This is a genomic window from Kribbibacterium absianum (genome assembly GCF_030067705.1).
Classification (GTDB): Bacteria; Actinomycetota; Coriobacteriia; order Coriobacteriales; family Atopobiaceae; genus Kribbibacterium; species Kribbibacterium absianum.
In genome coordinates, this window is the sequence record NZ_JASJEX010000001.1 from 397,622 (window position 1) to 421,806 (window position 24,185).

A 24,185-nucleotide genomic window follows, 5' to 3' on the forward strand; every position below is an offset into this window, starting at 1 on the left:
TTCCTTCATGTGCATAGCCGCCGGCGGGGGACGGTTGTCCCCCGCCTTCTTCATCCTCCGGCGTCTCCGTACTTCTAGTGGGGCGCGTCCCCGCTTTGTTCACAGCTGCGGCGGTCGCGGTATGGTGAGTAGCGTTTGCCGAAGGTCAAAGGGCGAGGCTCGGCGAGAGGGGGCGGCGTGAGCGACAAGGAGCGGGGCCGGAGCGACGATGCCGCCGAGAAGGAGCCTGCCGCGCCGCTGACCGAGCGCGAACTCGAGGCGGCAGAGCAGCCCTTCGAGTCCTTTGTCGGCTTCTACGACGAGCTGGACGAAGAGGGCAAGAAGGCCGCCGAGAAGGGGAGCGCGGCCGCAGCTCCGGACCATCGGGCCCCCGCGCGCCCCCAGCGCTCTCACCTTAAGATCGGCATCGCGGGCGCCGCGCACGTCGCGCCCAAGAAGAGGTCGGCGAAGCAAACGGCCACGTCCGAGAAGGACGCGGAGCCCCAGCCTCGGCCCCAGTCTGCATCCTCGAAGGCCGCCGCGCCCAAGGCGCGCCCTGCGTCCGTCGCCGAGGAGGACGAGGGCGACAAGGCGAAGGCGCGCAAGGGCGCGGTCTTCATGGCCGTCATCCTCGGCGTCTATTTCGCGTGGATCCTCATCACCGGTCAGATGGGCGACTTCGTCGGCGCGCTCGCGAACGCGTCCGTGCCCTGGCTCGTCGGCGCGCTCGCCTGCATGGCCTTCAACACCCTGTGCGGCACGCTGGCGTTCGTGTTCGCCGTCTATATCGACCCATCGAGCCCGGTGGGGGTTCGCGACTGCCTGTCGGTGGAGGCGAGCGGCGTGCTCTTCGGCAACCTGACGCCGATGAGCTCGGGCACGGTGCCGGCGCAGATCTACCGCCTGACCCGCGCCGGCTTGGAGGTGGGCGAGGCGACGGCGCTCCAGCTCACCCGTTTCGTGATGTACCAGGCGGGGGAGGTCGTCGTCGCGGCGGTGCTCCTGCTCCTCAAGTTCCAGTTCTTCGTGGACACCTACGGCAACATCGTGTTCCTCAACCTCGTGGTGTTCGCGATCCAGACCGCGCAGGCCTCCGGCCTGCTCATCGTGTGCCTCTTGCCGCGCTTCGTGATTCGTGTGGGCAACTGGGGGATCAAGTTCGCCTGGCGCCACAACTGGATCGGGGACGCCACCTACGACAAGTACTACCAAATGGTGAACGAGCAGGTCATGCAGTTCTCGGATGCGTTCCGTGCCTCGTTCGAGCACAAGTGGTCGCTGGCCCTCACGTGGCTCGCGACGCTGGGGCAGATGGTGGGGTTCTACTCGGTGCCGTGGTTCGTGCTCAACGCCCTCGGCATGCAGGCCGACTTCCTCACGTGCCTGGCCGCGGCGTCCATGGTGCAGATGATCGGCAACTCGGTGCCGCTGCCCGGTGGCACGGGCGGCAACGAGGCCGGCTTCGCGTTCTTCTTCGGCCCCATTTTCGGCGCGATGGCCACGCCCGGGTTCGTCATCTGGCGTCTCGCCTCCTTCTTCATCCCCACGCTCGTGGCGCTGCCGCTGTCGGCGCTGCGATCCAATCACCACCGCTCCATCTACCAGCGCTGGAACACGTTCGTCCATCGCAGGGGCATGCATGCGACGGTCTCGGTGGGGCGGCCGGCGCAGAAGGGCCAGCGTCTCAAGCGGGGCGCCGGCGTGTCGCTGCTCGTGGGCGACCGGCGCGATTCCATGGAGGGGCGAACCGTGCGACGCGGTCGCAAGAAGGAGACGGTGTTCAAGTCGCGACGGAAGGATCGGTGACGCATCGTCGCCGACGGGCTTCGGGTAGGTACCGGCGGAAGCGCACCCGCTCAAAGGAGCCTCTTCGGATATGACCGACGAGCCCACAAAGGCACACGAGCCCCAGGTGACCGACGACGTCGGTGCCGCCAACGTCGGCGCGGACAAGCCGGGCCCCGTCCAGGTTCCCGCCATGGACAACGAGAAGAAGAACAAGCGCGATGCCGTGATCGGCGCCGTGTTCATGGCCGTCGTGCTGGTGGGGTTCGGGGTCTACGTGGTCGCGACCGGGCAGTCCGAGCAGCTCTGGCACGCGCTGCAGGGCGTTCAGACCGGCTGGGTCGTCGCGGCCTGCGCGATGATGGCGCTGTATCTCGGGTTCGGCACGTTGGCGTTCGCGATCGCGGCGGCATTGGACCCGAAGACGCCGCTCGGTGTCATGGACCTCTGCGCGGTCGAGGCGAGCGGCACCTTTTTCGGCAACTTGACCCCGATGATGATGGGCTCGGTGCCGGCGCAGATCGTCGTGCTCGTCAAGGAGGGGCTCGGCGCTGGCGAGGCCACCGCGCTTCAGCTGACGCGCTTCCTCATGTACCAGGTCGCCGAGGTAGCGCTCTGCGGAGGGCTGCTCGCCGTGAGCTGGGGCTACTTCACCGAGCACTACGGCTCAGTCGTGTGGCTCAACTTCGTGCTCTTTGCGATCAAGTTCGCGCAGTTCGCGGTGACGCTGTGCGTGTGCCTTTTCCCGCACTGGGTCAGGAGGCTTGCGAACCGCCTGCTGGACTGGGTGGAGCAGAAGGGCTTCAAGCGGCTCGCGCCCCATGTGCCGGAGTGGCGCGTTGCGGTGGACTCGCAGGTGGAACAGTTCGCGAGCGCGTTCCGTGGCGCCGTGAGGCACAAGCGGGCCATGGCGGCGATGTTCCTCGCGAGCGCCGCGCAGCTGTCCATCCTGTACGGGAGCCCGTGGTTCATCTTGATGGCGTTCGGGAGACCCACGCCGTTCCTCATCGCGATCACGGCGGGCGCGCTCGTGCAGTTCGTGAGCAACTCGATCCCGTTGCCCGGCGGCACGGGTGGCATCGAGGCCGCCTTCGCGGTGTTCTTCGGGCCGTTGTTCGGAACGGCGGCGACCGCAGCGTACCTCGTGTGGCGCCTCGTGACGTTCTACGGCTACACCGTGCTGTGCGGCGTCGCGACGACGTTCCGCACCAAGAAGGGCGGGAAGTCCGTCAACAAGCGGCTGGGCAGACTGGCCTGAGCCCGAGCTCGCACGAGGCCCGACGCAGAGAGCGCACTCTGTTGTGGGTTAGCGCGCTCAAGCGCAGGGCTGCTCGCAGGCGAGGCACACGCTCGGGGTGACGGCGAGGCCGCCGAGCGCGGTCTCGCGGAGCGCCGCCGGCATCGAGTGCCCCACGGCGGCAAGGGCCGTCACGGCGTCGTCGAACGTGGCCACGCTCTTGACGCCCGACAAGGCCAACTGTGCCGCTGTGAAGGCCGCCGCGACGCCCGCGGCGTTGCGGTCCTGGCACGGGAACTCGACAAGGCCGCCGGCCGGGTCGCACACGAGGCCGAGCATGTTCGCGATGGCGATGGCCGCCGCGTCGAGGCACGTCTCGGGGGAACCGTAGAGCATCTGGCACAGGCCAGCCGCGGCCATGGCGGCAGCGGCTCCGACTTCGGCCTGGCAGCCCCCCTCGGCGCCAGAGACGGTCGCGTTGCCCGAGATGACGGCTCCGACTGCCGCTGCGCACCACAACGCGCCTGAGAGCCGCGACCGGGCGCCCATTGCCTCCGCGCAAGCGATGAGGGCGCCCGGCACGACGCCCGAGGAGCCCGCCGTGGGCGCCGCGACGATCACGCCCATGGAGCTGGAGAGCTCGAGCGTCGCCATCGCATAAGCCGTGGCTCGGGAGAGCGCGGGGCCGAGAAGCGCGCCCTGAAGCGCCGCGCTCTTGTCGGAAACGGCGCGCGCCTGGCCATGCAGGAGGCCGCCCAGCGAGCGGCGGGGCTGCTCGATGGTGGCCCGGACCTCGTGGTCCATGGCGGCGAGCACGCGCCCCATCGCGTCGTCGACAGCCTGCTCGGACCCCTCGAGCGACGTCTCGCGGGCGCGCATCGCGCTGCCGATGGAGCGGTTCTCGGACTGGCAGAGGGCGAGCAGCTCGGCCCCGTTGCGGAAATCGCAGGCAGGCGCCTCGGTGCCCAGGTGTGGCCCTGCGCCCGGGATTGCAATGGCGGTGGCGAAGCTCACGCCGGGGGTGGAGCGCACATAGGCGAGGAGCGGCTCGGGAAGGGCGTCGTCCACCTCCACCACGGTGTAGGCGTCGCCCCCGCGCGCGTTGCGGAACGTGCGGATGGTCGCGATGTTGATGTGCTGGGCTGAGAGGGCCCCGGTGAGCGCTGCGAGCATGCCGGGCTTGTCGTCGTGACGCACGAAGAGCGTGGGGTACTCGCCGGCCACGTCCACGGGCACGCCGTCGATCGCCGAGAGCCGCATGCGGCCTCCGCCGACCGACTCGCCGCGAACGGTGAGCCGCCCACCGTCGGAGAAGGCCATCGCGATGTCGACCGTGTTGGGGTGCTGCCCGACGCCGTCGGGGTTGATTGAGAAGTCGAACGCGAGGCCGGCTTCCCGGGCGAGGGCGAACGAGTCGCGGATCCGCTCGTCGTCCGTGGCCAGGCCGAGCATGCCGGCGACGAGCGCCTTGTCGGTGCCGTGGCCGCGGTACGTGCGCGCGAACGAGTTGTAGAGCGTGAACGTCACGCTCGTCACCGGTGCCGGGGCAAGCTCGCGCGACGCGAGCGCGATACGCAGGGCGCCCGCCGTGTGGGAGCTGGACGGGCCCACCATGACGGGACCGAGGACCTCGAACGCGCTGGGCAACATGGGTGGGTCCTTTCTTGACGAAGGGCGGCGCGTGCGCCCCGTATCGCGGGCGAGCTGCCCCGGATCGCACTTCTCGTGCGAGTGCGCCGATAGTGGGTAAACCAGTGCGGCTTTTGCCCCGAACGTGCTCTGAGCCGACGCCAAGCAGGCTCGATGGCCGGATTGACGCCGATAAGGGGTAAACCATCGAGCCTTTTGCCCCGAATCGGCCGGCTCGCGCGGGCGGGTCGATTCGGGGCAGCCGGGCCCAGGGCGTCACTGGCTAGGCGCGCGCGTCGGCGACCTTCTCGAGCGCGTTGTCGATCCGGGCCAAGGCGTAGGCACGGCCGAGCAGCTCGATGGACACTCCGAGCGGCGGTGACACGAGCGAGCCCGTCTCGGCGGCGCGGACCGCGCCGTAGAACTTGCGCTTGTTGGCCCCGGTCTCCTCCTGCACCCGTGTCAGTGCGTCATCGATGGAGCTGGCGTCGAAGTGCTCGAGGTCGTTGAGCGCGGCCCGGGCGGCACAGAGCCACTGACTGGCATCGTCCTCCTTGAGCAGAGCCTTCTTCATGGCCTTCTCGTCGATCTGAGGCGCCGGGCCCTCGTAGAGGAAGCGCGCCAGCCCCACCACATCCGGGGCAAGCGTCGTGCGCGGCTTCAGCACGCTCGCCAGCGTGCAGAACCACTCCGGACGCGCCTCGAAGCAGCCGCGGTCCTCGAGCCCGGCAGCCAGGAGCTGTGGCGCGAGGACGCGCTCGGCGAACTCCTCGTCGGTCATTGCCTGGAGGTACTGCTGGTTCACCCAGTCGAGCTTCTTGGGGTCGAAGGTGCTCGGATTCTTGGACACGTGGTCCAGCGAGAACTCCCGGGCGAGCACCTCGCGCGGCACGATGGTCGTCTCGCCGTCGAGGGCCCAGCCGAGAAGCGCGAGGTAGTTCACGAACGCCTCGCTGTCATAGCCGGCGTCCCGGTACTCCTCGACGGACGTCGCGCCGTGGCGCTTGGAGAGCTTCTTGCCGTCCGGCCCCAAGATCATCGAGATGTGCGCGAACTCCGGCACCGGGTAGCCGAGCGCCTCGTACACGATGACCTGGCGAGGGGTGTTGGAGAGGTGGTCGTCGCCGCGGATGACGTGGGTGATGCCCATGAGGGCGTCGTCCACGACGGTCGTGAAGTTGTAGGTCGGTGTGCCGTCCGAGCGCACGATCACGAAGTCGTCGAGCTCTTTGGCGTTGAACGTGACCTCGCCGTGCACGGCGTCCTCGACCACGACGTCGCCGCGGTCGCGCGGGACCTTGATGCGGATCACATAGGGCTCGCCAGCATCGATGCGCCGCTGCGCCTCAGCGGGGTCGAGGTCGCGGCACCGACCCTGGTAGCCCTGGAACGAGTCCTTGCGCGCCTTCGCCGCCTCGCGGTCCGCCTCCAGCTGCTCCGGGGTGCAGAAGCAGGCATAGGCCTTGCCCTCGTCCATCAGCTTCTGCGCCGCCTCGCGGTAGATGGCGATGCGCTCCGTCTGCTTGTAGGGGCCGCAGGGGCCGCCGACGCCGGGGCCCTCGTCCCAGTCGAGGCCGAGCCAGCGCATGGCGCGCAGGATGATCTGCTCGTTCTCGTCGGTGGAGCGGGTGGGGTCGGTGTCGTCGATACGGAGGATGAAGGCGCCGCCATTGGCGCGGGCGAAGGCCCAGTTGTAGATCGCGGTGCGCGCGCCGCCCACATGGAGCTTACCGGTGGGGGAGGGAGCGAAGCGGACGCGGACGGGTGTGGAGGTGCTCAAAGCTGCTCCTTTGGTCTGGATCAGTGCGTGCCTATGGTACGACGCGCGGGCGACGGCTGCGGAAAAGGGCGGAGAAGAAGCAGACCGACCCATGAGAGGGCGAGTGTGCGCCGGCGCTTCCTTCTGTGGCGTCGGGGTGTTCGCGGCCAGTCAGAATGGCAATCCAAGCGGAACTGAGAGTTGCGATATGAGCACGACCGGGTCGCGGAACTGCGATTCTCAGGCGTGAGGTTGCAGTTCCGGACCCGGGGAGGCTCAGAGTTGCAATGTGAGCCAGAGCTGCAGGTTGGCCGGCCGCGTCACATCACCCGGGTGGACTCCAGCTGCCGCTCCACCCACTCGTTGAGCCGGACCACCGGCTTGCGCAGGAGCAAACCGAGCAGAAGGGCCGGCAGGATGAACGCCGCCAGCTGCAGCGCGCAGTACAGGTACTGGTGGCCGTAGACCCCGGCTACCGCGCCGCGCAGGCAATTGGTCGAGGGCACGAACGGCAGAAACGGCGCGACCCTCTGGAAGGCCTCGGGGAGCATCTGCACCGGGAACGAGCCGCCGGACCCCGCCACCTGGATCACGAGCAGGAACACCGCGATGGCCTTGCCCACGTCGCCAAACGAGACCGCCAACGCGTAGGTGATGTTGGTGAACACGAGCGAGGCGAGCCAACAGCCGCAGAACATGAGCAACGGGTCCACGCATTGGATCTGCAGGAAGAACAGGTCGCCGGCGCAGAGGAGCGTCGCCTGCAGGAACGCGAGCACGAGCATCACGCCGAGGCGCCCGAAGTAGGCCTGCCAAGGCTTGGCGCCGCCCACGGCCTCAAGCTCCCGCTCGCTCGGTTGAGGCTTGATGAGGACCACGAGGATCGTCGCGCCAACCCAGAGCGCCAGCGTGCTGTAGAACGGCGCCATGGCCGAGCCGTTGTTGGCCACGGGATAGACCGCGTGCCGTTCCAGCTCCACCGGGGCCGAGAGGAACGACGCGAGCTCCTCCGGCTCGCTCGACAGGATTCTCCGAACCTCCTCCATGTCGTTGGACGCGAGCGTCGCGTCGAGCCGGTCGCGGAGGCCCGTGAGCTGCGCGGCCGCGCGGTCCGTGGCGCCGATGGCGTCGGCGAGGGCCTTCTCGATGGTGCCGAGGTCGCCCGAGGCGCTGGACGAGAGCCCCGTGAGGGTGGTCACGGTGCTGTCGAGGCCGTCCGCGATGCCGGTCGCCTTGGCCGCAGCATCGCTGAGGGCGGACGCCACCGCGTCGAGGCCGTCCGCGACCGACGAGTCAAACCCGCCGGCGGCGGAGGAGACCTTGTCTTTTGCGGTCGCCACGGAGCTCTCAAGGGCGGCCTTCGATTCCTGCGCGTTCGAGACGCCCGTGCGGAGGTCGTTCGCGGTGCTTGTGAGGTCGCCCTGCAGCTGTCCGAGCGCCTGCGATGCCTGCGACAGCTCGCTGATGACGCGGTCCAGCGCGGACAAGGCCGAATCCACCTTCGCCAGGGCCTGGGCCAGGGCGGCGGAGCCGAGGCCCGTGGACGGCGAGCCGCTCGCGAGGGCGTCGCGCGCCTTCTGGAGGGCCGCGCGTTGGGTTTGGAAGCCTGCGAGCAGCGAGTCCACGCTCTCCTTGCGCTCGCCGGTGAGCGTCGCGGCCTCGTCCAACTTCGCCGCCGCGTCCGTCGCGGTGTCCGTGCCTTTCGCGAACGCCTCGCCCACGCGGTCGGAGACATCGTCGAGCGAGCCGCTGAGCGACGACAGCGCGCCCTGCACGGCGGATGTCGCGGACCCGAGCGCTCCCTGAGCGTCGTTCACGGAGCCGGCCGCCAGCGACAGCGGCTCCTTGAGGGCGCGAACCGAATCGCCCGAGCCGTGCAGCAGGTCGTCCGCCTGGTTCAGAAGACTGTCGGCTGACGTCACGAGCGCCTGGTACGCCTCGAGCGACGCCTTCGCGCGGCCGAGGCCCTCGATGGACTCGTTCACGGTGCCGACGGCCTTGGTGGCCACGTCGGCCATCGTGTCGCTGTCCAGGTAGTTCCCGAGCGAGGACAGCGTGCTCGCGCCGATGGAGGACACGGTCTCGGCGAAGGTCGTGTCGATCTGCTCGCGGACGGCCGAGCTGGCCTTGTCCGTCACGACGTTCGCGATCGCGTTCTCCTTCTGGTTGTCCCAGTAGATGAGCTTGGCCTTGGTGGCGTCGGGCTCCAGCATGCTCAAGAGGTCGCGCGAGAAGTCCTGGGGGATGACGATCGCCGCGTAGTAGTCGCCGGCCTTGAGGCCCTCCATCGCGTCGTCCTCGCTCGTGATCACCCAGCCGATGGAGTCGTTGGCGCGGAGCGCCGTGGTCACGCGCTCCCCGACGTTGATCGAGACGGGCACGAGGTCGCTCGTGTAGCCCTCGTCGCAGTTCGCCACGGCCACCTTGAGGTTGCCGGTGTTGGCGTAGGGGTCCCAGCTGCCCGCGATGTTGAACCAGGCGTAGAGGGACGGCACGGCGATGAGGCCGATGCAGACGACGAGCGCGATGACGTTGCTCGTCGCGTGCTTGATGTCCGTGACGAAGATCCGCCAGACCTTACGCATGGTCGTCCTCCGTTCGCTGGTCGCCCGGGGCGGCTATGGGCCTGGTGACATCGGCAGGCGTATCGGACGAGGACTGCGGTGCGTCATCCTCGGGGCCGGGCCTCTGGAGGGTTTCCAGGCGCTGCAGTCGGGTGTTGAGGCCGCGCATCTCCGAGGCCGGGGCGAAGGCGCCGAACTCCGCGCGCAGGCGCTCGCCCACCATGGACAGCAGCTGCTGGTGAGGCCGGTCCGTGAGGTTCACCTTCTCGGACACACGGGAGTGGAAGTACTCCACCACCAGCAGGAACACGCACAAGAGCACCACCGACACCACCCAGGCGACGAGCACCGGCAGCTTGGCGTCGGTGGGGACCACGAAGAGCGGTATCAGCAGGAGGCCGAAGCAACAGAGGAGCGCGACGAGCCCCACACGGATGAGCGTCGGGTAGAGCAGCTCGAACCGTTCGGCGCGCTCCACGAACACGCGGCGGTACTCGTCGGAGTCCAGCGCGGCCTTGATCAGCGTGGTGAGGCGGAAGTTGCCCTCGGGGACCGGGTCGCGCTCGCAGGCCATGAGGTCGGTCTCGCGGAGGCGCCGGTCGAAGAGCCCGTTGATGTTGAGCAGGTAGCGCCTGAGCACGACGCCGATGAGCAGCGACGGCAGCACGAAGAGCAGCAGCATGCCGAGGTCGAAGGCGTAGTGGCCGTCGTAGAAGCCGGCGATGGCCTCGCGCATCGCGTTGTTGCCGTAGGTGAACGGCAGCCACGGGTGCAGCGCCTGGAAGAACGCCGGCTGCATCTGGATGGGGTAGAGGCCGCTCGACCCCGGGATCTCGAGGATCACGATGATCACGGCGAGCGCCTTGCCGATGTGCTTGAACGCCACGGCCAGGGCGTAGATCATGTTCACGTAGACGAAGGACTCGACCAGCCCCGCGAACACGAACGCGGCCGGACTGACGCACTGGATGCCGAGGCAGAGGTCGCCCACGCAGGTGACAAGGGCCTGCAGCATGCCCACGAGGTTGAGCAGCATCCAGCGCCCGAAGTAGCCCTGCCAGGGCTTGATGGGGCCTGTGCCCTCCTCGTCCACCTCGAGCTTGTAGATGGACACGAGCACGAAGCCGCCGACGAACAGCGCCAGGTTGGTGTAGAAGGGCGTGACGCCGGAGCCGTAGTTCTCGACAGGGAAGACCGAGCGCTCCTCGATGTCGACGGGGGAGCCCACGATGCTCGCGACGTCCTGGTCGTTGAGGTCGATGATCGAGGACAGCGCCTCGAGGTTGGCGGCCGACGTGATGGCCGACAGGTCGCTCGACAGCCCCCGGAGCAGGGACGCGAGGCCCTGGGCGCTGTCCTTGGTGAGGGCGAGGGCCTCCTCCGCTTGGGAGAGGATGCCCTTGAGTTGGGCGAGGTTTGTGTCGAGCGCCGTGACGAGGCCGGAGAGCGACCCGAGGTCGCCGTCGAGCAGCGCGCCCGCAGAGGAGAGGCCGTCGAGCGAGGAGTCAACCTGGGGCAGGGTGTCTGACCCGACGGAGGACTGGAGCGACGCAAGCGCACTCGCGGCGGCCTGGACCGATTGGTCGGCACCGGCGGCGTCCGACGAGACCTGGCCCGCGGCGTCTTTCACGGCGTCCGACACCGCTTGGAGCCGGTCGATCAACGCCTGCTGCTTGTCCAGGTGCGCCTGAAGGCTCGCGGCCTGCTCGGTGAGCTTGTCCTTGACGTCCGAGCCGACCACCGTCCCGTCCGGCAGCCCGTCGATCGCGCCGTCCAGCTGGCCCTTCGCCGACTGGAGCGTGTCCTGTGCGGTCTGCAGCTTGGCAAGGGCGCCGTCCACGTGCCCCTGGAGCCGCACGAGGTCCCCCGACAGGGTCGAGAGGTCGGAGGCCGTGGTGGAGGCGACCCCTGTGAGGGTGCCGCTCGCCGCGGAGAGGTCCTGCGACAGGGTCGAGATGCCGGCCGTGGCCTTGGCGCGGGCAGTGGCAAGATCGCCGAGCGCGGCCTCCAACGCCCCCTTGCCCGCGTCCGCCGTGGTCGCGAGCCCGTCGAGCGCGGCCCGTCCCTGGTCGATCGCCGCCGACGCCGCCGTGCAGGTGCCCCGGGCGTGGTCGATGGACTCCGGGAGGAGGGCCACCGCGTTCGCGGCCTGGGCCACCTGCGAGGAGAGGGACCCCGAGGCCTCCTCGGCACCGGTCCTCACGTCGCCGGCAACGGTCTGTGCCTTCTCGAGCACCACGGCCGAGACCGTGGAGACGAACTCCTCGTCGATCTGGGACTCCACCGTGTCCGCGCCGGTGTCGGTGACCTTGGGGGCGACCGCGTTGAGCTTCTCGTTCACGTAGTACTCAAGCTGGGGGCGCACGAGGTGCCCGCTGAGCACGCTGGTCAGGTCCTTTGAGAAGTCCTCAGGGATCACGATGGCCGCGTAGTACTCGCCGGACTCGACGCCCTGGAGCGCCTGCCCCTTGTCCACGAAGCGCCAGCCCAGCTGGTCGTTGTCGTGGAGCTTGTCGAGCACGAGGTCGCCGACGTTCACCTCGCCCATGCCCTCGATCCGGGTGCCCGCGTCCTCGCTCGCCACCGCGACAGCGATGCCGGAGGTGTTGTTATAGGGGTCCCAGTTGGCAGCTATGTTGAACCACGCATAGAGCGCCGGGATGAGCGCCACGCCCAGGGTGACGATGACGCCCACGGGGTTCTTGAGGATGCGGACCAGGTCGCGCTTGAAGATGGCAAAGACCGTGCGCACAGGCTTGCCTTTCTCGTTGTCCGGGGTCTCAGTATAAGAAGGGGAGTCTCAGAAGAGGCCTTCCCTTTTGCGCGGGGTCCCTTTCAGGGCGCCGGCAGAGAGGTTCACAATTGTGAACCTCTCTTGTCATAGGGCGCAACACTTTCGGGGATTGACATGCCGCACCGGGAGTCCCTTTACAAGCCGGGAAGGGAGCCGTACGCTCTCACGAGCCGTCAAGAGGCGCACCGAGAGGTGCGCGTAGAGCTGAGGGACCGAGCCCGACGAAGCTCCGGCAACCGCCCGCAAAAGCGCGGGCACGGTGCCAATTCTCGGCGGGGCGTCCAGCCCCGGAAGACGGGGGAATGCGGCGAGGCACGGTCCCCTGACACAGTGAGGGGGCCTTTTTGTGAGGTCCCGAGGCGAGGCGGGGGATCCCGCAGAAGGAGCGACATGGCCGAGGTTAGCTATTTCACCAGCGAGAGCGTGACCGAGGGGCACCCCGACAAGGTGTGTGACCAGGTGAGCGACGCGGTGCTCGACGCGATTCTCGAGAAGGAGGCCCTGCTGCAGTCCCAGGGCTACGTGAGCCCGAGCGGCATGCCGGCGAACGTGGACGAGGTCCGCTGCGCCTGCGAGACGTTCGCCACCACGGGCACGGTCCTTGTGGCCGGCGAGATCCGCACCCAGGCCTATGTGGACGTGCAGGGCATCGTGCGGGACGCGATCCGCGCCATCGGGTACGACGACCCGGCCTACGGTTTTGACGCCGACACCTGCGGCGTCATCAACATGATCCACGACCAGAGCCCCGACATCGCGATGGGCGTTGACGAGAGCTACGCGGCCCAGCGCGGCGAGACCGACGACCCGGACGACCGGATCGGCGCCGGCGACCAGGGCATGATGTTCGGCTACGCCTGCGACGAGACGAGCGCCCTCATGCCGATGCCCATCTACCTCGCCCAGCGCCTCGCCCAGCGCCTCGCCGAGGTGCGCAAGAACGGGACCGTGCCGTACCTCCGCCCGGACGGCAAGACGCAGGTCACCGTGCGCTACGAGGACGGCGCGCCGACTGCCGTCACCGCGGTGGTCATCTCCACCCAGCACGACCCGGACGTGGAGTCCATGGACGTCATCAAACAGGACATGGTCGAGCACGTGATCGGGCCGGTGATGGCGGAGGAGGGCGTCGACTGGGCGGACGCCGACATCTATGTGAACCCGACCGGCCGTTTCGTGATCGGCGGCCCGATGGGCGACACTGGGCTCACGGGGCGCAAGATCATCGTCGACACCTACGGCGGCATGGGCCGTCACGGCGGCGGCGCCTTCTCCGGCAAGGACGCCACGAAGGTGGACCGCTCGGCCGCGTACGCCGCGCGGTGGGTGGCCAAGAACGTCGTCGCGGCCGGCCTCGCCAAGAAGTGCGAGGTGGAGCTGGCCTACGCCATCGGCGTGGCGCACCCGCTCTCCGTGCTCGTCGACACCCACGGGACCGGCGTGGTGCCGGACGCCGTGATCGAGGAGGCCGTGAAGCAGGTGTTCGACCTGCGTCCCGGCGCGATCATCCGCGAGCTGGACCTGCGCCGGCCGATCTTCAAGAAGACTGCGGCGTACGGGCACTTCGGCCGCAACGACCCGGACTTCACCTGGGAGGCCACCAACAAGGCCGACGAGCTGAAGGCGGCGGTCGCGGCCATCGAGGGGTAGCCGCTCACATCTCGTGAGCCGACCCGGCGCCTCTGCCGGGTCGGTGGCCTACCATGGGGGCTCCGTTCCGTCACCGGAGGTCCCGTGGCTCGCTTCGCATCGCTCGTGCTCGACATCCCCACCCGCGCGCTCACCGCGCCCTACGACTACGCGGTGCCCGAGGAGTTGGAGGGCGACGTCGCCGTGGGATGCACGGTGCTCGTCAACTTCTCGGGGCGCCCGGCCGTGGGGTACGTCGTCGCGGTGTCGGATGACGCGCCCGAGGGCGTGGACCCGGAGAAGGTCAAGCCGCTGGAGCAGGTGCTGGCGCCGTCGGCGTTCTGCTCCGCGCAGGCTCGGCTGGGGCTCTGGATGGCCCGCGAGTACGCGGCACCCCTCAACGCGTGCTTCCGTCTGTTGCTCCCCGCGGGCCAGACGGTGAAGGTCACCAAAGGCGACAATGGCTGGTCGCTCGACGGCTCCGTGCCGGACGCCCCCGAGGACCGGTGGGTCGCGCTCACCGAGAAGGGCCGCGACTTCGTGCCCCGCGCGAACGCCCTGCGCCAGCGCGAGGTGCTCGAGGGCCTGGCCGAGGGGCCGCAGCGGCTCGCCGACCTCGCGGCGGTCTCGCCCGGGGCCCGCGGCGCGGTCACGGCGCTCGAGAAGAAGGGCGTCGTGACCGTCTCGTCCAGCCTCAAGACCGGAGCCGTGGACGAGACGAGCCTCTCGAGCGCCCGCGCGCCCCGGCCTCGCGTCCTCACGCAAGGCCAGCGCGACGCCCTTTCCGCCATCGCTCGGGCGCGCGAGGCGGCCGACGGGTCGGTGGTGCTCGTCGACGGCGTGACGGGGTCCGGCAAGACCGAGGTCTACCTCCAGGCCATCGAGGAGACGCTGGCCCAGGGAAGGACGGCCATCGTGCTCGTGCCGGAGATCTCGCTCACCGCCCAAACGGTGGGCCGGTTCCGCGGCCGTTTCGGCGACGAGGTCTCCATCCTCCACTCGCGCCTCTCCACCGGGGAGCGGCGCCAACAATGGGAGCTCGCGCGCACCGGGCACTCCCGCGTCGTGGTGGGCGCGCGCTCGGCCCTGTTCGCCCCGCTCGACAATGTGGGCCTCATCGTCGTGGACGAGGAGCACGAGCAGTCCTACAAGCAGGACCAGGCGCCGCGCTACCATGCGCGCGAGACCGCGGCCGAGCTCGCGAGGCTGCACGGCGCGGCGCTCGTGCTCGGCTCGGCGACGCCGTCCATGGAGTCCCTCGAACGGTGCCGCGAGGGGTCCTGGCGCGGTGTGCCGTGGGTGCGCGCGTCGATGCCGGAGCGACCCGGGTCGGCGGTGCTCCCGGCCGTCTCGGTGGTCGACATGCGCGAGCAGTTCCGCGACAGGAACGGCTCGCCGCTCTCGGCACCGTTGAGAAAGGCGCTGCTCGAGACCCACGCCGCCGGCGAGAAGTCGGTGCTTCTGCTCAACCGCCGCGGGTTCGCCTCGTTCCTCATGTGCCGCGACTGCGGCTGCGTGCCGACGTGCCCCCATTGCTCGACGTCGCTCACCTACCACGAGCGCACCCGGGAGCTGGCCTGCCACACCTGCGGCAGCCGCTGGCCGGCGAGGGCCTACCCGGACCCCGGCACCGTGTGCCCGAGCTGCGGCAGCCGCTACCTCGGGGCCTACGGCATCGGCACGCAGCGGGTGGAGGACGAGCTGCGCGCCCTGTTGCCCGGCGCGCCGATCGTTCGCATGGACGCCGACACCACCAAGGCGAAGGGCGCGCACCAGAAGCTGCTCGAGGAGTTCGACGCGAGCCCCGGTGCGGTCCTTGTCGGCACCCAGATGATCGCGAAGGGCCTCGACTTCCCGGACGTCACGCTGGTGGGCGTCGTGAACGCGGACACGTCGCTCAAACTGCCCGACTTCCGCGCCGCCGAGCGCACCTACGGGCTCTTGGAGCAGGTGGCAGGCCGCGCCGGGCGCGGTGAGAAGCCGGGGCGCGTGCTGATCCAGACCTACTGGCCGACGCACCCGGCCATCACGTCGGTGGCGCAGCACAACCGGGCAGCGTTCGTGAGATACGAGATGGCCATGCGCCGCGAGGCCGACTACCCGCCGTTCACGCGGCTCGGCAACGTGACCGTGTCGAGCACCAACGAGGGGCTCGCGGAGCGCGTCGTGACGCAGGTGGCCGACGAGCTTCGGGCGGCCACCGCGGGGCGCCCCGGCTGGCGCGTGCTCGGCCCGACGGACTGTCTCAAGGCCAAGGCCAAGGACCGCTACCGCCGGCACGTGCTGGTGAAGGCGCCCCTGTCGGCCGACCTCGGCGCGGTGCTCGCCGAGGCCTGCCGGGAGGTCGACTCGCGCGGCACCTCCGTGGCGATCGACGTGGACGCGTGCGACCTCATGTGAAGGGCACCGCGCGGTTTGGCTGAAAGACCGTACGGTGCCCCACAGAGAGCTGTTCTAGAACGGGCGCATCGTGAACGCCGCCTGCCACGTCTCGCCGGGCGCCAGGAGGGTCATGCCGCGCTTCTCGGCGAGAACGTCGCCCTCGTCGGAGCCGGTCGCGCAGCCGGTCCACGGCTCCACGGCCACGAACGGCGCGTCCGGCTGCGCCGACCACACGCCGCAGTACTCGAACCCCGGGAAGTCCAGCGCGACGCCGTGACCGCTCACACGGCTCCGCAACATCGCGCCGTTCCCCGGCACGTCCTTCAGCACCACGGTGTCCGCGCAGAACAGCTCGCGCCGGATCGGCAGCGTGTCGCTCTCGCGCAGCACCGGGCAGGGCTCGTCCCAGTGCAGCAGCTTGTCTGCCCCCAGGCTCGGGCTGTCCCAGCTCCAGGGGAACGAGAAGACCAGCTCATAGTCCTCGAACGTCTCGCCGGCCACGAGCGGCACGTTGAACGCCGGGTGACCGCCCACGACGAACGGCAGCTCGTCCTTGTCGGTGTTCGACACCTCGAAGCGCTGCTCCACGGCGCCGCCCTCGAGCACCGTGTAGGTCATCGACAGGCGGAAGTCGTACGGGTATGCCGCGCGGGTCTCGTCATTGGCCTCGAGAACCATCGTCACAAAGTCCGAGCCGGTCGCGGCCACCGAGAACCGCTGGCCGCGGGCCACCCCGTGCTGGGCCATGTCGGCCGCGCCGTGGGGCGTCTCGCTGTGACAGCCCCGGAGCGACCCCACGATCGGGAACAGGACCGGCGACCTCCTCGGCCACCAGCGCTCGTCGCCCTGCCAGAGGTACTGGATGCCGTCGCGCTCGAGGCTCATCAACTGCGCACCCATTGGATCCACAGCGGCGCTCGTGCCGTCGCGCTCGATGACGACCCATTCGTTCGTAGTGCCCATGTCTCTACCCCCGCTTCTCTCGTGGTTGCGCCCCTCATGGGCCTTTGGAAGGGTTCCGGGGGCGTTGGTACCTGAAGGGTACAATCGCTCCGATCTTAAACGAACCCGGGCGCCCCCCGCGCCCGTTCAGGGGAGGAGCCCGGCATGGATACTGCCGTTCCCGGCACGCTCAAGGTCTCGAATGACGTGATCGCCGACCTGGCCGGCTATGCAGCGATGATGTGCTACGGCGTCGTGGGCATGGCCTACTCGGACGGGCAGGACGTCATCACGCTCTTTGCCACCAACCAGCTCCGCAAGGGCATCGACGTGGACATGGCCGACGGCACGGTTCAGGTGACCCTCCACGTGGTCGTGGAGTCGAACGTCAACATGCGCTCGGTCTCCCAGAACCTCGAGAGCAGCGTCCGCTTCATGCTCAAGCAGGTGGCGGACATCGAGAACGTTGACGTGCGCGTGGTAATCGAGGGCCTCAAGGTCTGCTAGCCGCCCGTTTGACCGATTGATTGACCGGGCCGCGTGGCCCCTCGTAGACCGGAGATGTCCTTTTATGATCGTTACCGTCCTTCGTCATTGCCTCCCCATCGCCGCCCAGGCCGTGGCCGACCGCGCCGACGAGATCAACAAGCTCAACGTGTTCCCGGTGCCCGACGGTGACACCGGCACCAACATGAGCCTCACCCTCCAGACCGTGGTCAAGGAGGTCGAGGCACTGCCCGCCGACGCCGACCTCCAGGCCGTGGCCAAGGCCGTGACCCACGGGTCCCTGATGGGCGCCCGCGGCAACTCCGGCGTCATCACGTCGCAGATTCTCCGCGGTGTCGCCGAGGGCCTGGTGGACTACGGCAAGGACGACCCCATCACGACGGGCCAGCTCTTCAAGGTGCTCCGCCACGCCAAGCACGTGGCCTTCCGCGCCGTGCGCAAGCCGGTGCAGGGCACCATCCTCACCGTGATCGAGGACCTCTCCTACAAGGCCGAGGCCTGCGCCAAGTCCAAGATGACCCTCGACGAGGCGCTCGAGGCCATCGTCACGCAGGCCTACGAGTCCGTGGCGCGCACGCCGGACCTGCTGCCGGTGCTCAAGGAGAACGGCGTCGTGGACTCGGGCGCCTTCGGCTTCGCGGTCTTCGTCGAGGCGTTCGTGAACGCCTACCTTGGGCACGACGGCACCGTGGACTTCAAGACCACGGTCGCGAGCCCGGACGACGCGAAGCAGAAGGCGGCCGCCAAGGTCGCCATCGAGCTCAACGACGACTGGGAGGGCTCCGAGTACCGCTACTGCACCGAGTTCCTGTTCAAGGCGCTCGACGCCGACTTCGACGAGGCGGCCAACCTCGAGTACCTCGCGTCGATGGGCGATTGCGAGCTGCTCGTGGGCTCGAACCCGGACTACAAGATCCATGTGCACACGAACGAGCCCAACAAGGTGCTCGGCCACATGCTCGAGCAGGGCCAGATCTACGAGGTGTTCATCCACAACATGGACATGGAGGCCCAGGACCGCACCGCCGCGATCGCGGAGGACCAGGCGGCCGGCAAGAGCGAGCCCAAGAAGGCGCTCGGCTTCGTGGCCGTCGCCGCCGGCTCCGGTCAGGCCGAGATCCTCAGGTCCCTCGGCGTCGACGTCGTGGTGCAGGGCGGCCAGACGATGAACCCGAGCACGGCCGACATCCTCGCCGCCATCGAGAAGGCGCACGCCCGCCAGGTCATCGTGCTGCCCGACAACAGCAACATCCGCATGGCCGCCGAGGCCGCCGCGAGCGCGTGCGAGGACTCGGAGGTCGCCGTGGTGCCCACGCGCACCGTGCTCCAGGGCTTCGCGGCGATGTTCGTGGTGGAGACCGACCTGCCGATGGCCGACAACGTGGCCGCGATGACCGAGGCCATCGCCGGCATCCGCGACGGCGAGGTCACGTCCGCCGTGCGCGACTCCCAGGCCGCCGACGGCTCGCCGATCAAGGCCGGCGACGTGATGGGCATCCAGGACGACGCGATCACCGTGGTGGGCTCGGACGTGATGGACGTGTGCGTCGACCTCCTCGTGCGCATGCAGACCGAGGAGGAGGCCGACACCTGCACGATCCTCGCCGGCGAGGACATGACGGACGAGGACTTCGAGGCTCTCTGCGAGCGCATCGAGGACCGGCTGCCGGACCTCGAGCTGGACCCGCACCGCGGCGAGCAGTCGCTCTACCCGGTGGTGTTCTCGCTGGAATAGGTGCTGGCATCGAAGTGCCGACAGGGGTCGGGCACGGTCCTCGGGACGCGCGGCAATCGCTGCGCGCCGGACCGTGCCCGACCCTTTCTGTGCGCGTCCGGGCTGGCTCGCTCCTGTCGCTCCGCTCGCGTCATGAGAAGGCGGCGGGTAGACTAGAGGCTCGTTGCACCGTCCCGAGAAAGGCGCGCTCGTGGCCGAGAACGTCACCGTGTCCATCGCGTCGAGCCGTCTGGCGCAGACCTGCGCGCTCGGTGGCGATGTGTCGCGGCTGCGCTTCGCAACGGGCGCGCGGCTCGAGGCCCTGCATCGCATGGGCGTTCGCACCGTGCGCGACCTGCTCCTCACCCTTCCGCGAAGGTACCTGGACTTCACGCGCGTCACCACCGTGGCCGGCGCGAACCTCGGCGAGGAAGCCACCGTCGTGGGCCGCGTCGACCGCGTGGAGCTCAAACGGCCGCGCCCGAAGATGTCCATCTCGGAGGTGTTCATCCAGGATGACACCGGCGTGATGCGGGCGTCGTTCTTCAAACAGCCGTGGGTCGCCGAGCAGCTGAAGCCGCAGGACCTCGTGGCGCTCTCCGGCAAGGTGGGGTTCTCGTACGGCTTCAAGGAGATGAGGTCCCCCTTCCACGAGGTCATCGCCAAGGCGGGGGAGACGAGCGGCTACGCGCGCCTCCTGCCGGTGCACCCGCTCTCCGAGGGCCTCTCCGCCGCGTGGATGCGCCGCATCGTGAGCTCTGCCCTCGCGGACATCGCGGACCCGTGCGACTTCCTACCGGCCGGGCTGGCCGCCGCGCACGGTCTCGACCCGCTCGGCCGCGCGCTGCGCTACGCGCACTTCCCCCGCACGTTGGCGGGGGCGGAACAGGCTCGGCGACGGTTGGCCTACGACGAGCTGCTGTGCCTGCAGCTCGCGCTCCGGGGGCGCCACGACCTGGAAGGGGGGTCGCGCACCGGTCGTCCGCACGTGGTCGAAGGCCCGCACCTTGAGGCCCTTCGCGCGTCGCTGCCGTTCTCGCTCACCGAGGAGCAGGCGCAGGCGGTCGGCGAGATCCTCGCGGACATGAGGGAGCCCCGTCCGATGAACCGCCTGCTCCTTGGTGACGTGGGCACCGGCAAGACCGTCGTGGCCGCGTGCGCGATGGCCGCGTGCGCCGACACCGGGACCCAGTGCGCGGTGATGGCGCCCACCTCGGTCCTCGCGAACCAGTACGCGGAAAAGGTGGGCCCGCTTCTTGACGCGGCGGACGTCTCGTGGCGCCTGATCACCGGCAGCACGCCGGCCAAGGAGCGGGCCGCGTTCACCGAGGCCATCCGCGAAGGCGATGTGACCGTGGTCTTCGGCACGAGCGCGATCCTCTCGGCGGACGTCGAGTTCTGTGACCTCACGCTCGTGGTGGTGGACGAGCAGCACCGCTTCGGCGTGGACCAGCGCTCGCGGCTCGCGCAAAAGGGGAGCGTGGCCGACGTGCTGTCGATGACCGCGACGCCCATCCCGCGCACGCTCGCGCTCTCGGTGTACGGCGACGTCGAGGTGAGCCGCATCACCCAGCGCCCCGTGAAGGGCGCCGGCGTGAACACCAAGGTCGTGCCGCCCGAGTCTCTGGACCTGGCGTATGGCGCGATTCGCGAGGAGATCGAGGCCGGCCATCAGGCCTATGTGGTGTGCCCGCTCGTGGAGGACAAGGACGACCCGGCGGGGGTCGAGAACCCCTCTGGCGACGAGCGCAAGCTCAAGAGCGCCGTGGCCGCGCAGCGGGAGCTGTCACGGTCGATCTTTCCGGCGCGCTCGGTCGGCCTGCTCCACGGTCGCATGAGCCCGGCCGAGAAGGACGCGGTGATGAAGCGGTTCCGAAGCGGCGAGACCGACATCCTCGTTTCCACGACGGTGATCGAGGTGGGCGTGGACGTGCCCAACGCGACGGCGATGCTCGTCTACGACGCCGACTGCTTCGGCCTGGCGACGTTGCACCAGCTTCGCGGACGTGTGGGGCGTGGCAGCGTCTCCGGGCGCGTGTTCCTCGAGACGAGCGCCAAGCGCGGGACGCCGGCGCGCAAACGGCTCACGGCCCTGGAACACACCTCGGACGGCTTCGCGTTGGCCGAGATGGACCTGGAGCTGCGACATGAGGGCGACATTCTTGGGTACCGGCAGAGCGGGCTCGCGACGCTCAGGCTCGTGGACCTGGCAGCGGACGCGGACCTCGTGGAGGCCGCGCACAGCGACGCGCAGGCGCTGCTCCGGGAGGACCCGGCGTTGGAGCGACCGGAGCATCGCCCGCTCGCCATAGAGGTGCGCGAGCGGCACGCGCTGTATTTCGAGGAAGGTGGCGGGGCATGAGGGTCGCCGGAGGAGAGTGGCGCGGGCGCCCGCTCAAGGCGCCGGAGGGCCGGGACACCCGGCCGACCATGGACCGGACCCGCGAGGCCATCGGCTCGATGGTCGCCTCGGCGTTCGGGCTGGACCTCTCCCGGTGCTCCGTGCTCGACGCGTTCGCGGGGTCCGGTGCCGTGGGCATCGAGCTCTTGTCCCGCGGCGCCGCCCACGGCACCTTCGTCGAGATGGACAAGCGGGCGCTCGCCGCGCTCAAGGGCAACCTGCAGGCGCTCGGCGCCGATCGAGTAGCCAGCGTGGTCGTGGGCGCCGCCGAGACCCGGGCACGGCGGCGGTTGCCCGGGGCGCCGTTCGACGTCGTGTACCTCGACCCGCCCTACGCGCTCGACCCGGAGCTGTCCATGTCCGTTCTGAGCGCCCTGGACGAGACGTGCCAGCTGGCCGAGGACGTGCTCGTGGTCCACCAGCGCGACGCGGCCGTCGCGCCGCTGGCCGTCGATGGTTTCGAGCCCTACCGCACCAAAAAGCACGGCGCCAGCTGCATCGACCTGCTGCGCCGTGCGGTTCCCCAGGAGGATTGAATGGAAGGCCCGCTCTCTCACGTGGTGGTCCCCGGCACCTATGACCCGGTCACGCGGGGGCACTTGGACGTGATCCGCCGCGCCTGCCGGATCGCGCCGCAGGTCACGGTCGCCGTTGCTGCGTCCAAGAGCAAGCGCGGCTGCGGCACGTGGTTCTCGTTGGAGGAGCGCGTGCAGATGGTGCGCGAGGCCTGGTCCGAGGAGGGCGGCGAGACGCCCATCGAGGTGCGCCCGATGGAGGGGCTGCTCGTCGACTTCTGCCGCGAGGTGGGCGCCCACGCGGTGGTCAAGGGACTCCGTGCGGCGACGGACTTCGAGTACGAGCTGGCGCAGGCGTCGCTCAACGCGCGCATGTCGCCGGGACTGGAGTCCATCTACGTGATGTCCGCGCCAGAGTACGGCTACGTGTCGAGTTCGGTCGTGCGCGAGATCGCCACGCTCGGCGGCGACGTGTCGCTGCTCGTCACGCCGTCCGTGGCGGCCCGTCTCGGCCGGTGAGGGCGAGCCTCTCGGTGTTTCCCTCAGTTGCGGAGGAACGTTTCCCCGCACTGCACGCCCTTACGTTGCGGAGAAACGATTCCCCGCAACAGGCGAGGAGCGCAAAACTGCAGGTGGTGGGTCGATGTGCGTCAGCCGCCCCGTCATTTCCCCGCAATGCGGCCGCTCCTCTTGCGGGGAAACGTCGCCACCACACGGGACGAAGCCCTCATTGTGGCCATACCTTGATTCTGGGGGTTCAGGAAGCTCATAGTCGCAGGTTCTGGCGTTGATAGGCCCTATGAATGGTACGATTCCTCCAACTGCGCCCGCGCAGGGGTCCTGAGGTCCCTTCCCAAGAGGCGCGCGTGTCACCTTGAAAGGAGCCCCCTATGCAGCCGGGTGAGGAGATCGAGAACCTCGTCGCAGAACTTGAGGACCTGATCACGAACGCCAAGTCGTCCTTTGGCGGCGGCGGCACCAAGAAGGTCGTGGACGCCGAGGAGGTCTATCAGATCATCGACGACATCCGTGCCGTCTTCCCGGAGGAGTTCGCCACTGCTCGCCGCATTCTGAAGGAGCAGGACGAGATCCTCGCCCGCGCGGAGCAGCAGGGCGACTCCATCGTCGCCGACGCCCAGCAGCAGGCCATGATCCTCGCGGGCGACCAGGAAGTGGTCCGCCTGGCCCAGAAGCAGGCCGACGACATCCGCGACGCCGCCCAGCAGTACGAGCGTGACACCCGCTACAACGCCGAGGAGTACGCCGAGGACGTCCTCGCGCACCTGGAGGACAACCTGAAGTCCATCGTGGGACAGGTGACGCGCTGCCGTCAGACGCTCTCCGAGAACGCCCAGAACCGCACGAACCAGAGCTGGTAGCGATGGAACTCGAGCCCATCATCGTCTCCGTTGACGACCATCTCTCGGAGGTCGGCGACCTCTGGACCGAGGCCGGGCACCTGGACGTGCCCGGCTACGAGCTGGGCGACCACCAGTTCGAGCTGCCGGAGGGCGTCGACTACGACATCGTGCTCACCAACACGAGCGACGGCATCCTCGCCACGGGTCTCGTGAAGGCCCACGTCGTGGGCACCTGCGACCGATGCCTCGGCGTGGCCGAGTTCGACATCGCGAGCGAGGTGGACGAGTACTTCCTCTTCGAGGTGCCGGAGGAGCAGGCCGATGACGAGGACGACGTGGACTTCACGCTCGTCTCGGAGGACGGCACGATAGACCTGGCGGACGCCGTCAACTCCGCGGTGATCATGGAGACGCCGTTCGTGGTCCATTGCTCCGAGGACTGCAAGGGCCTCTGCCCCCACTGCGGGGCGAACCTGAACGACGGGCCCTGCGGCTGCGAGAACAAGGCCGCCGGCGAGCTGGACCCCACGCACCCGTTCGCCGCGCTGGCCGGCTGGAAGAAGCAGGACTAGCGCGCTCGGTGGGCACATTTTGTGTCGCGGGCAAAAAAGGGGCGCAAGGGCTGGAACAGTCGTGCCGCCGTTGCTACAATCACTGGTTGTGTGTTTGTGAGTCACAAGACCGGGCGCCACGGGTGCCTCAGGTTGGGATTCTGAAAGAGGTTCACCATGGCAGTCCCCAAACAGAAGAAGGGCCGCGGAGCCACCCACAAGCGTCGTTCCGCCAACAGCAAGCTCGCTATGCCCTCTCGTTGCACGTGCCCGCAGTGCGGCGCGGTCAAGCTTCCGCACCGTGTGTGCCCTAACTGCGGCTTCTATCGCGACCGCGAAGTGGTCGCGGTCGACTAAGCGCAGAAGCGCACAAGCGACCTTCGAGCCCCGACCGGCCGAGCCGGCGGGGCTTTTTGCTGGCTTGGGGCAGTGTGTG

17 protein-coding genes and 1 riboswitch are annotated in these 24,185 nt (G+C 69.0%); of the genes, 12 read left to right on the top strand and 5 right to left on the bottom strand.

The window, feature by feature from the left end; genetic code table 11:
* Positions 1–177: 177 nt before the first annotated feature.
* The gene (locus tag QJ043_RS01780; RefSeq protein WP_283712454.1) at positions 178–1,785 is read left to right on the top strand and encodes a lysylphosphatidylglycerol synthase transmembrane domain-containing protein; all 1,608 of its coding nucleotides are present in this window, start codon (positions 178–180) and stop codon (positions 1,783–1,785) included.
* Positions 1,786–1,855: 70 nt separating this feature from the next.
* On the top strand, positions 1,856–3,022 hold the full coding sequence (locus tag QJ043_RS01785) for a lysylphosphatidylglycerol synthase transmembrane domain-containing protein (protein ID WP_283712455.1): 1,167 nt from the start codon (positions 1,856–1,858) through the stop codon (positions 3,020–3,022).
* Positions 3,023–3,079: 57 nt separating this feature from the next.
* On the opposite strand, the gene sdaAB is transcribed toward QJ043_RS01785, so the two are convergent.
* From sdaAB to QJ043_RS01805, 4 genes are all read right to left on the bottom strand, one after another.
* Positions 3,080–4,651 (bottom strand): L-serine ammonia-lyase, iron-sulfur-dependent subunit beta, encoded by a 1,572-nt coding sequence (gene sdaAB / locus QJ043_RS01790; RefSeq protein WP_283712456.1) that lies wholly within the window; start codon positions 4,649–4,651, stop codon positions 3,080–3,082.
* 262 nt (positions 4,652–4,913) lie between these two features.
* The gene (gene gltX / locus QJ043_RS01795) at positions 4,914–6,410 is read right to left on the bottom strand and encodes a glutamate--tRNA ligase (RefSeq protein ID WP_283712457.1); all 1,497 of its coding nucleotides are present in this window, start codon (positions 6,408–6,410) and stop codon (positions 4,914–4,916) included.
* 299 nt (positions 6,411–6,709) lie between these two features.
* A complete protein-coding gene (locus tag QJ043_RS01800; RefSeq protein WP_283712458.1) occupies positions 6,710–8,974 on the bottom strand; it encodes a YhgE/Pip domain-containing protein in 2,265 nt (754 codons plus the stop codon).
* Positions 8,967–11,705 carry a YhgE/Pip domain-containing protein gene (locus QJ043_RS01805; RefSeq protein ID WP_283712459.1) on the bottom strand — a complete coding sequence of 913 codons (2,739 nt, stop codon included), beginning with the start codon at positions 11,703–11,705 and terminating at the stop codon, positions 8,967–8,969. Before QJ043_RS01805 ends, QJ043_RS01800 begins: the two co-directional genes overlap by 8 nt.
* Before the next feature lie 235 nt (positions 11,706–11,940).
* Positions 11,941–12,048, top strand: a riboswitch (SAM riboswitch).
* Between the two features lie 89 nt (positions 12,049–12,137).
* On the opposite strand from QJ043_RS01805, the gene metK reads away from it, so the two are divergent.
* On the top strand, positions 12,138–13,397 hold the full coding sequence (gene metK, locus QJ043_RS01810) for a methionine adenosyltransferase (protein WP_283712460.1): 1,260 nt from the start codon (positions 12,138–12,140) through the stop codon (positions 13,395–13,397).
* Positions 13,398–13,481: 84 nt separating this feature from the next.
* Positions 13,482–15,776 (top strand): replication restart helicase PriA, encoded by a 2,295-nt coding sequence (priA, locus tag QJ043_RS01815; protein ID WP_283712461.1) that lies wholly within the window; start codon positions 13,482–13,484, stop codon positions 15,774–15,776.
* Between the two features lie 54 nt (positions 15,777–15,830).
* On the opposite strand, the gene QJ043_RS01820 is transcribed toward priA, so the two are convergent.
* A complete protein-coding gene (locus tag QJ043_RS01820; RefSeq protein WP_283712462.1) occupies positions 15,831–16,721 on the bottom strand; it encodes an aldose 1-epimerase family protein in 891 nt (296 codons plus the stop codon).
* 144 nt (positions 16,722–16,865) lie between these two features.
* Between QJ043_RS01820 and QJ043_RS01825 the strand changes: the two genes are divergently transcribed.
* The 8 genes from QJ043_RS01825 (at position 16,866) to rpmF (ending at position 24,106) form a co-directional block, all read left to right on the top strand.
* Positions 16,866–17,207, top strand: coding sequence for an Asp23/Gls24 family envelope stress response protein (locus tag QJ043_RS01825; RefSeq protein WP_283712463.1), 342 nt, complete (start codon positions 16,866–16,868; stop codon positions 17,205–17,207).
* A gap of 64 nt (positions 17,208–17,271) precedes the next feature.
* Positions 17,272–18,942 carry a DAK2 domain-containing protein gene (locus QJ043_RS01830; protein WP_283712464.1) on the top strand — a complete coding sequence of 557 codons (1,671 nt, stop codon included), beginning with the start codon at positions 17,272–17,274 and terminating at the stop codon, positions 18,940–18,942.
* Between the two features lie 190 nt (positions 18,943–19,132).
* Positions 19,133–21,283, top strand: coding sequence for an ATP-dependent DNA helicase RecG (recG, locus tag QJ043_RS01835; RefSeq protein WP_283712465.1), 2,151 nt, complete (start codon positions 19,133–19,135; stop codon positions 21,281–21,283).
* On the top strand, positions 21,280–21,858 hold the full coding sequence (rsmD, locus tag QJ043_RS01840) for a 16S rRNA (guanine(966)-N(2))-methyltransferase RsmD (RefSeq protein WP_283712466.1): 579 nt from the start codon (positions 21,280–21,282) through the stop codon (positions 21,856–21,858). Before recG ends, rsmD begins: the two co-directional genes overlap by 4 nt.
* Complete coding sequence (gene coaD, locus QJ043_RS01845) at positions 21,859–22,356, top strand: pantetheine-phosphate adenylyltransferase (protein WP_283712467.1); 498 nt, start codon at positions 21,859–21,861, stop codon at positions 22,354–22,356. It abuts the gene before it with no gap.
* 371 nt (positions 22,357–22,727) lie between these two features.
* The gene (locus QJ043_RS01850; RefSeq protein ID WP_283712468.1) at positions 22,728–23,216 is read left to right on the top strand and encodes an ATP synthase subunit B family protein; all 489 of its coding nucleotides are present in this window, start codon (positions 22,728–22,730) and stop codon (positions 23,214–23,216) included.
* Positions 23,217–23,218: 2 nt separating this feature from the next.
* Complete coding sequence (locus QJ043_RS01855) at positions 23,219–23,770, top strand: YceD family protein (protein WP_283712469.1); 552 nt, start codon at positions 23,219–23,221, stop codon at positions 23,768–23,770.
* Between the two features lie 156 nt (positions 23,771–23,926).
* Complete coding sequence (gene rpmF / locus QJ043_RS01860; RefSeq protein ID WP_283712470.1) at positions 23,927–24,106, top strand: 50S ribosomal protein L32; 180 nt, start codon at positions 23,927–23,929, stop codon at positions 24,104–24,106.
* Positions 24,107–24,185: the final 79 nt, after the last annotated feature.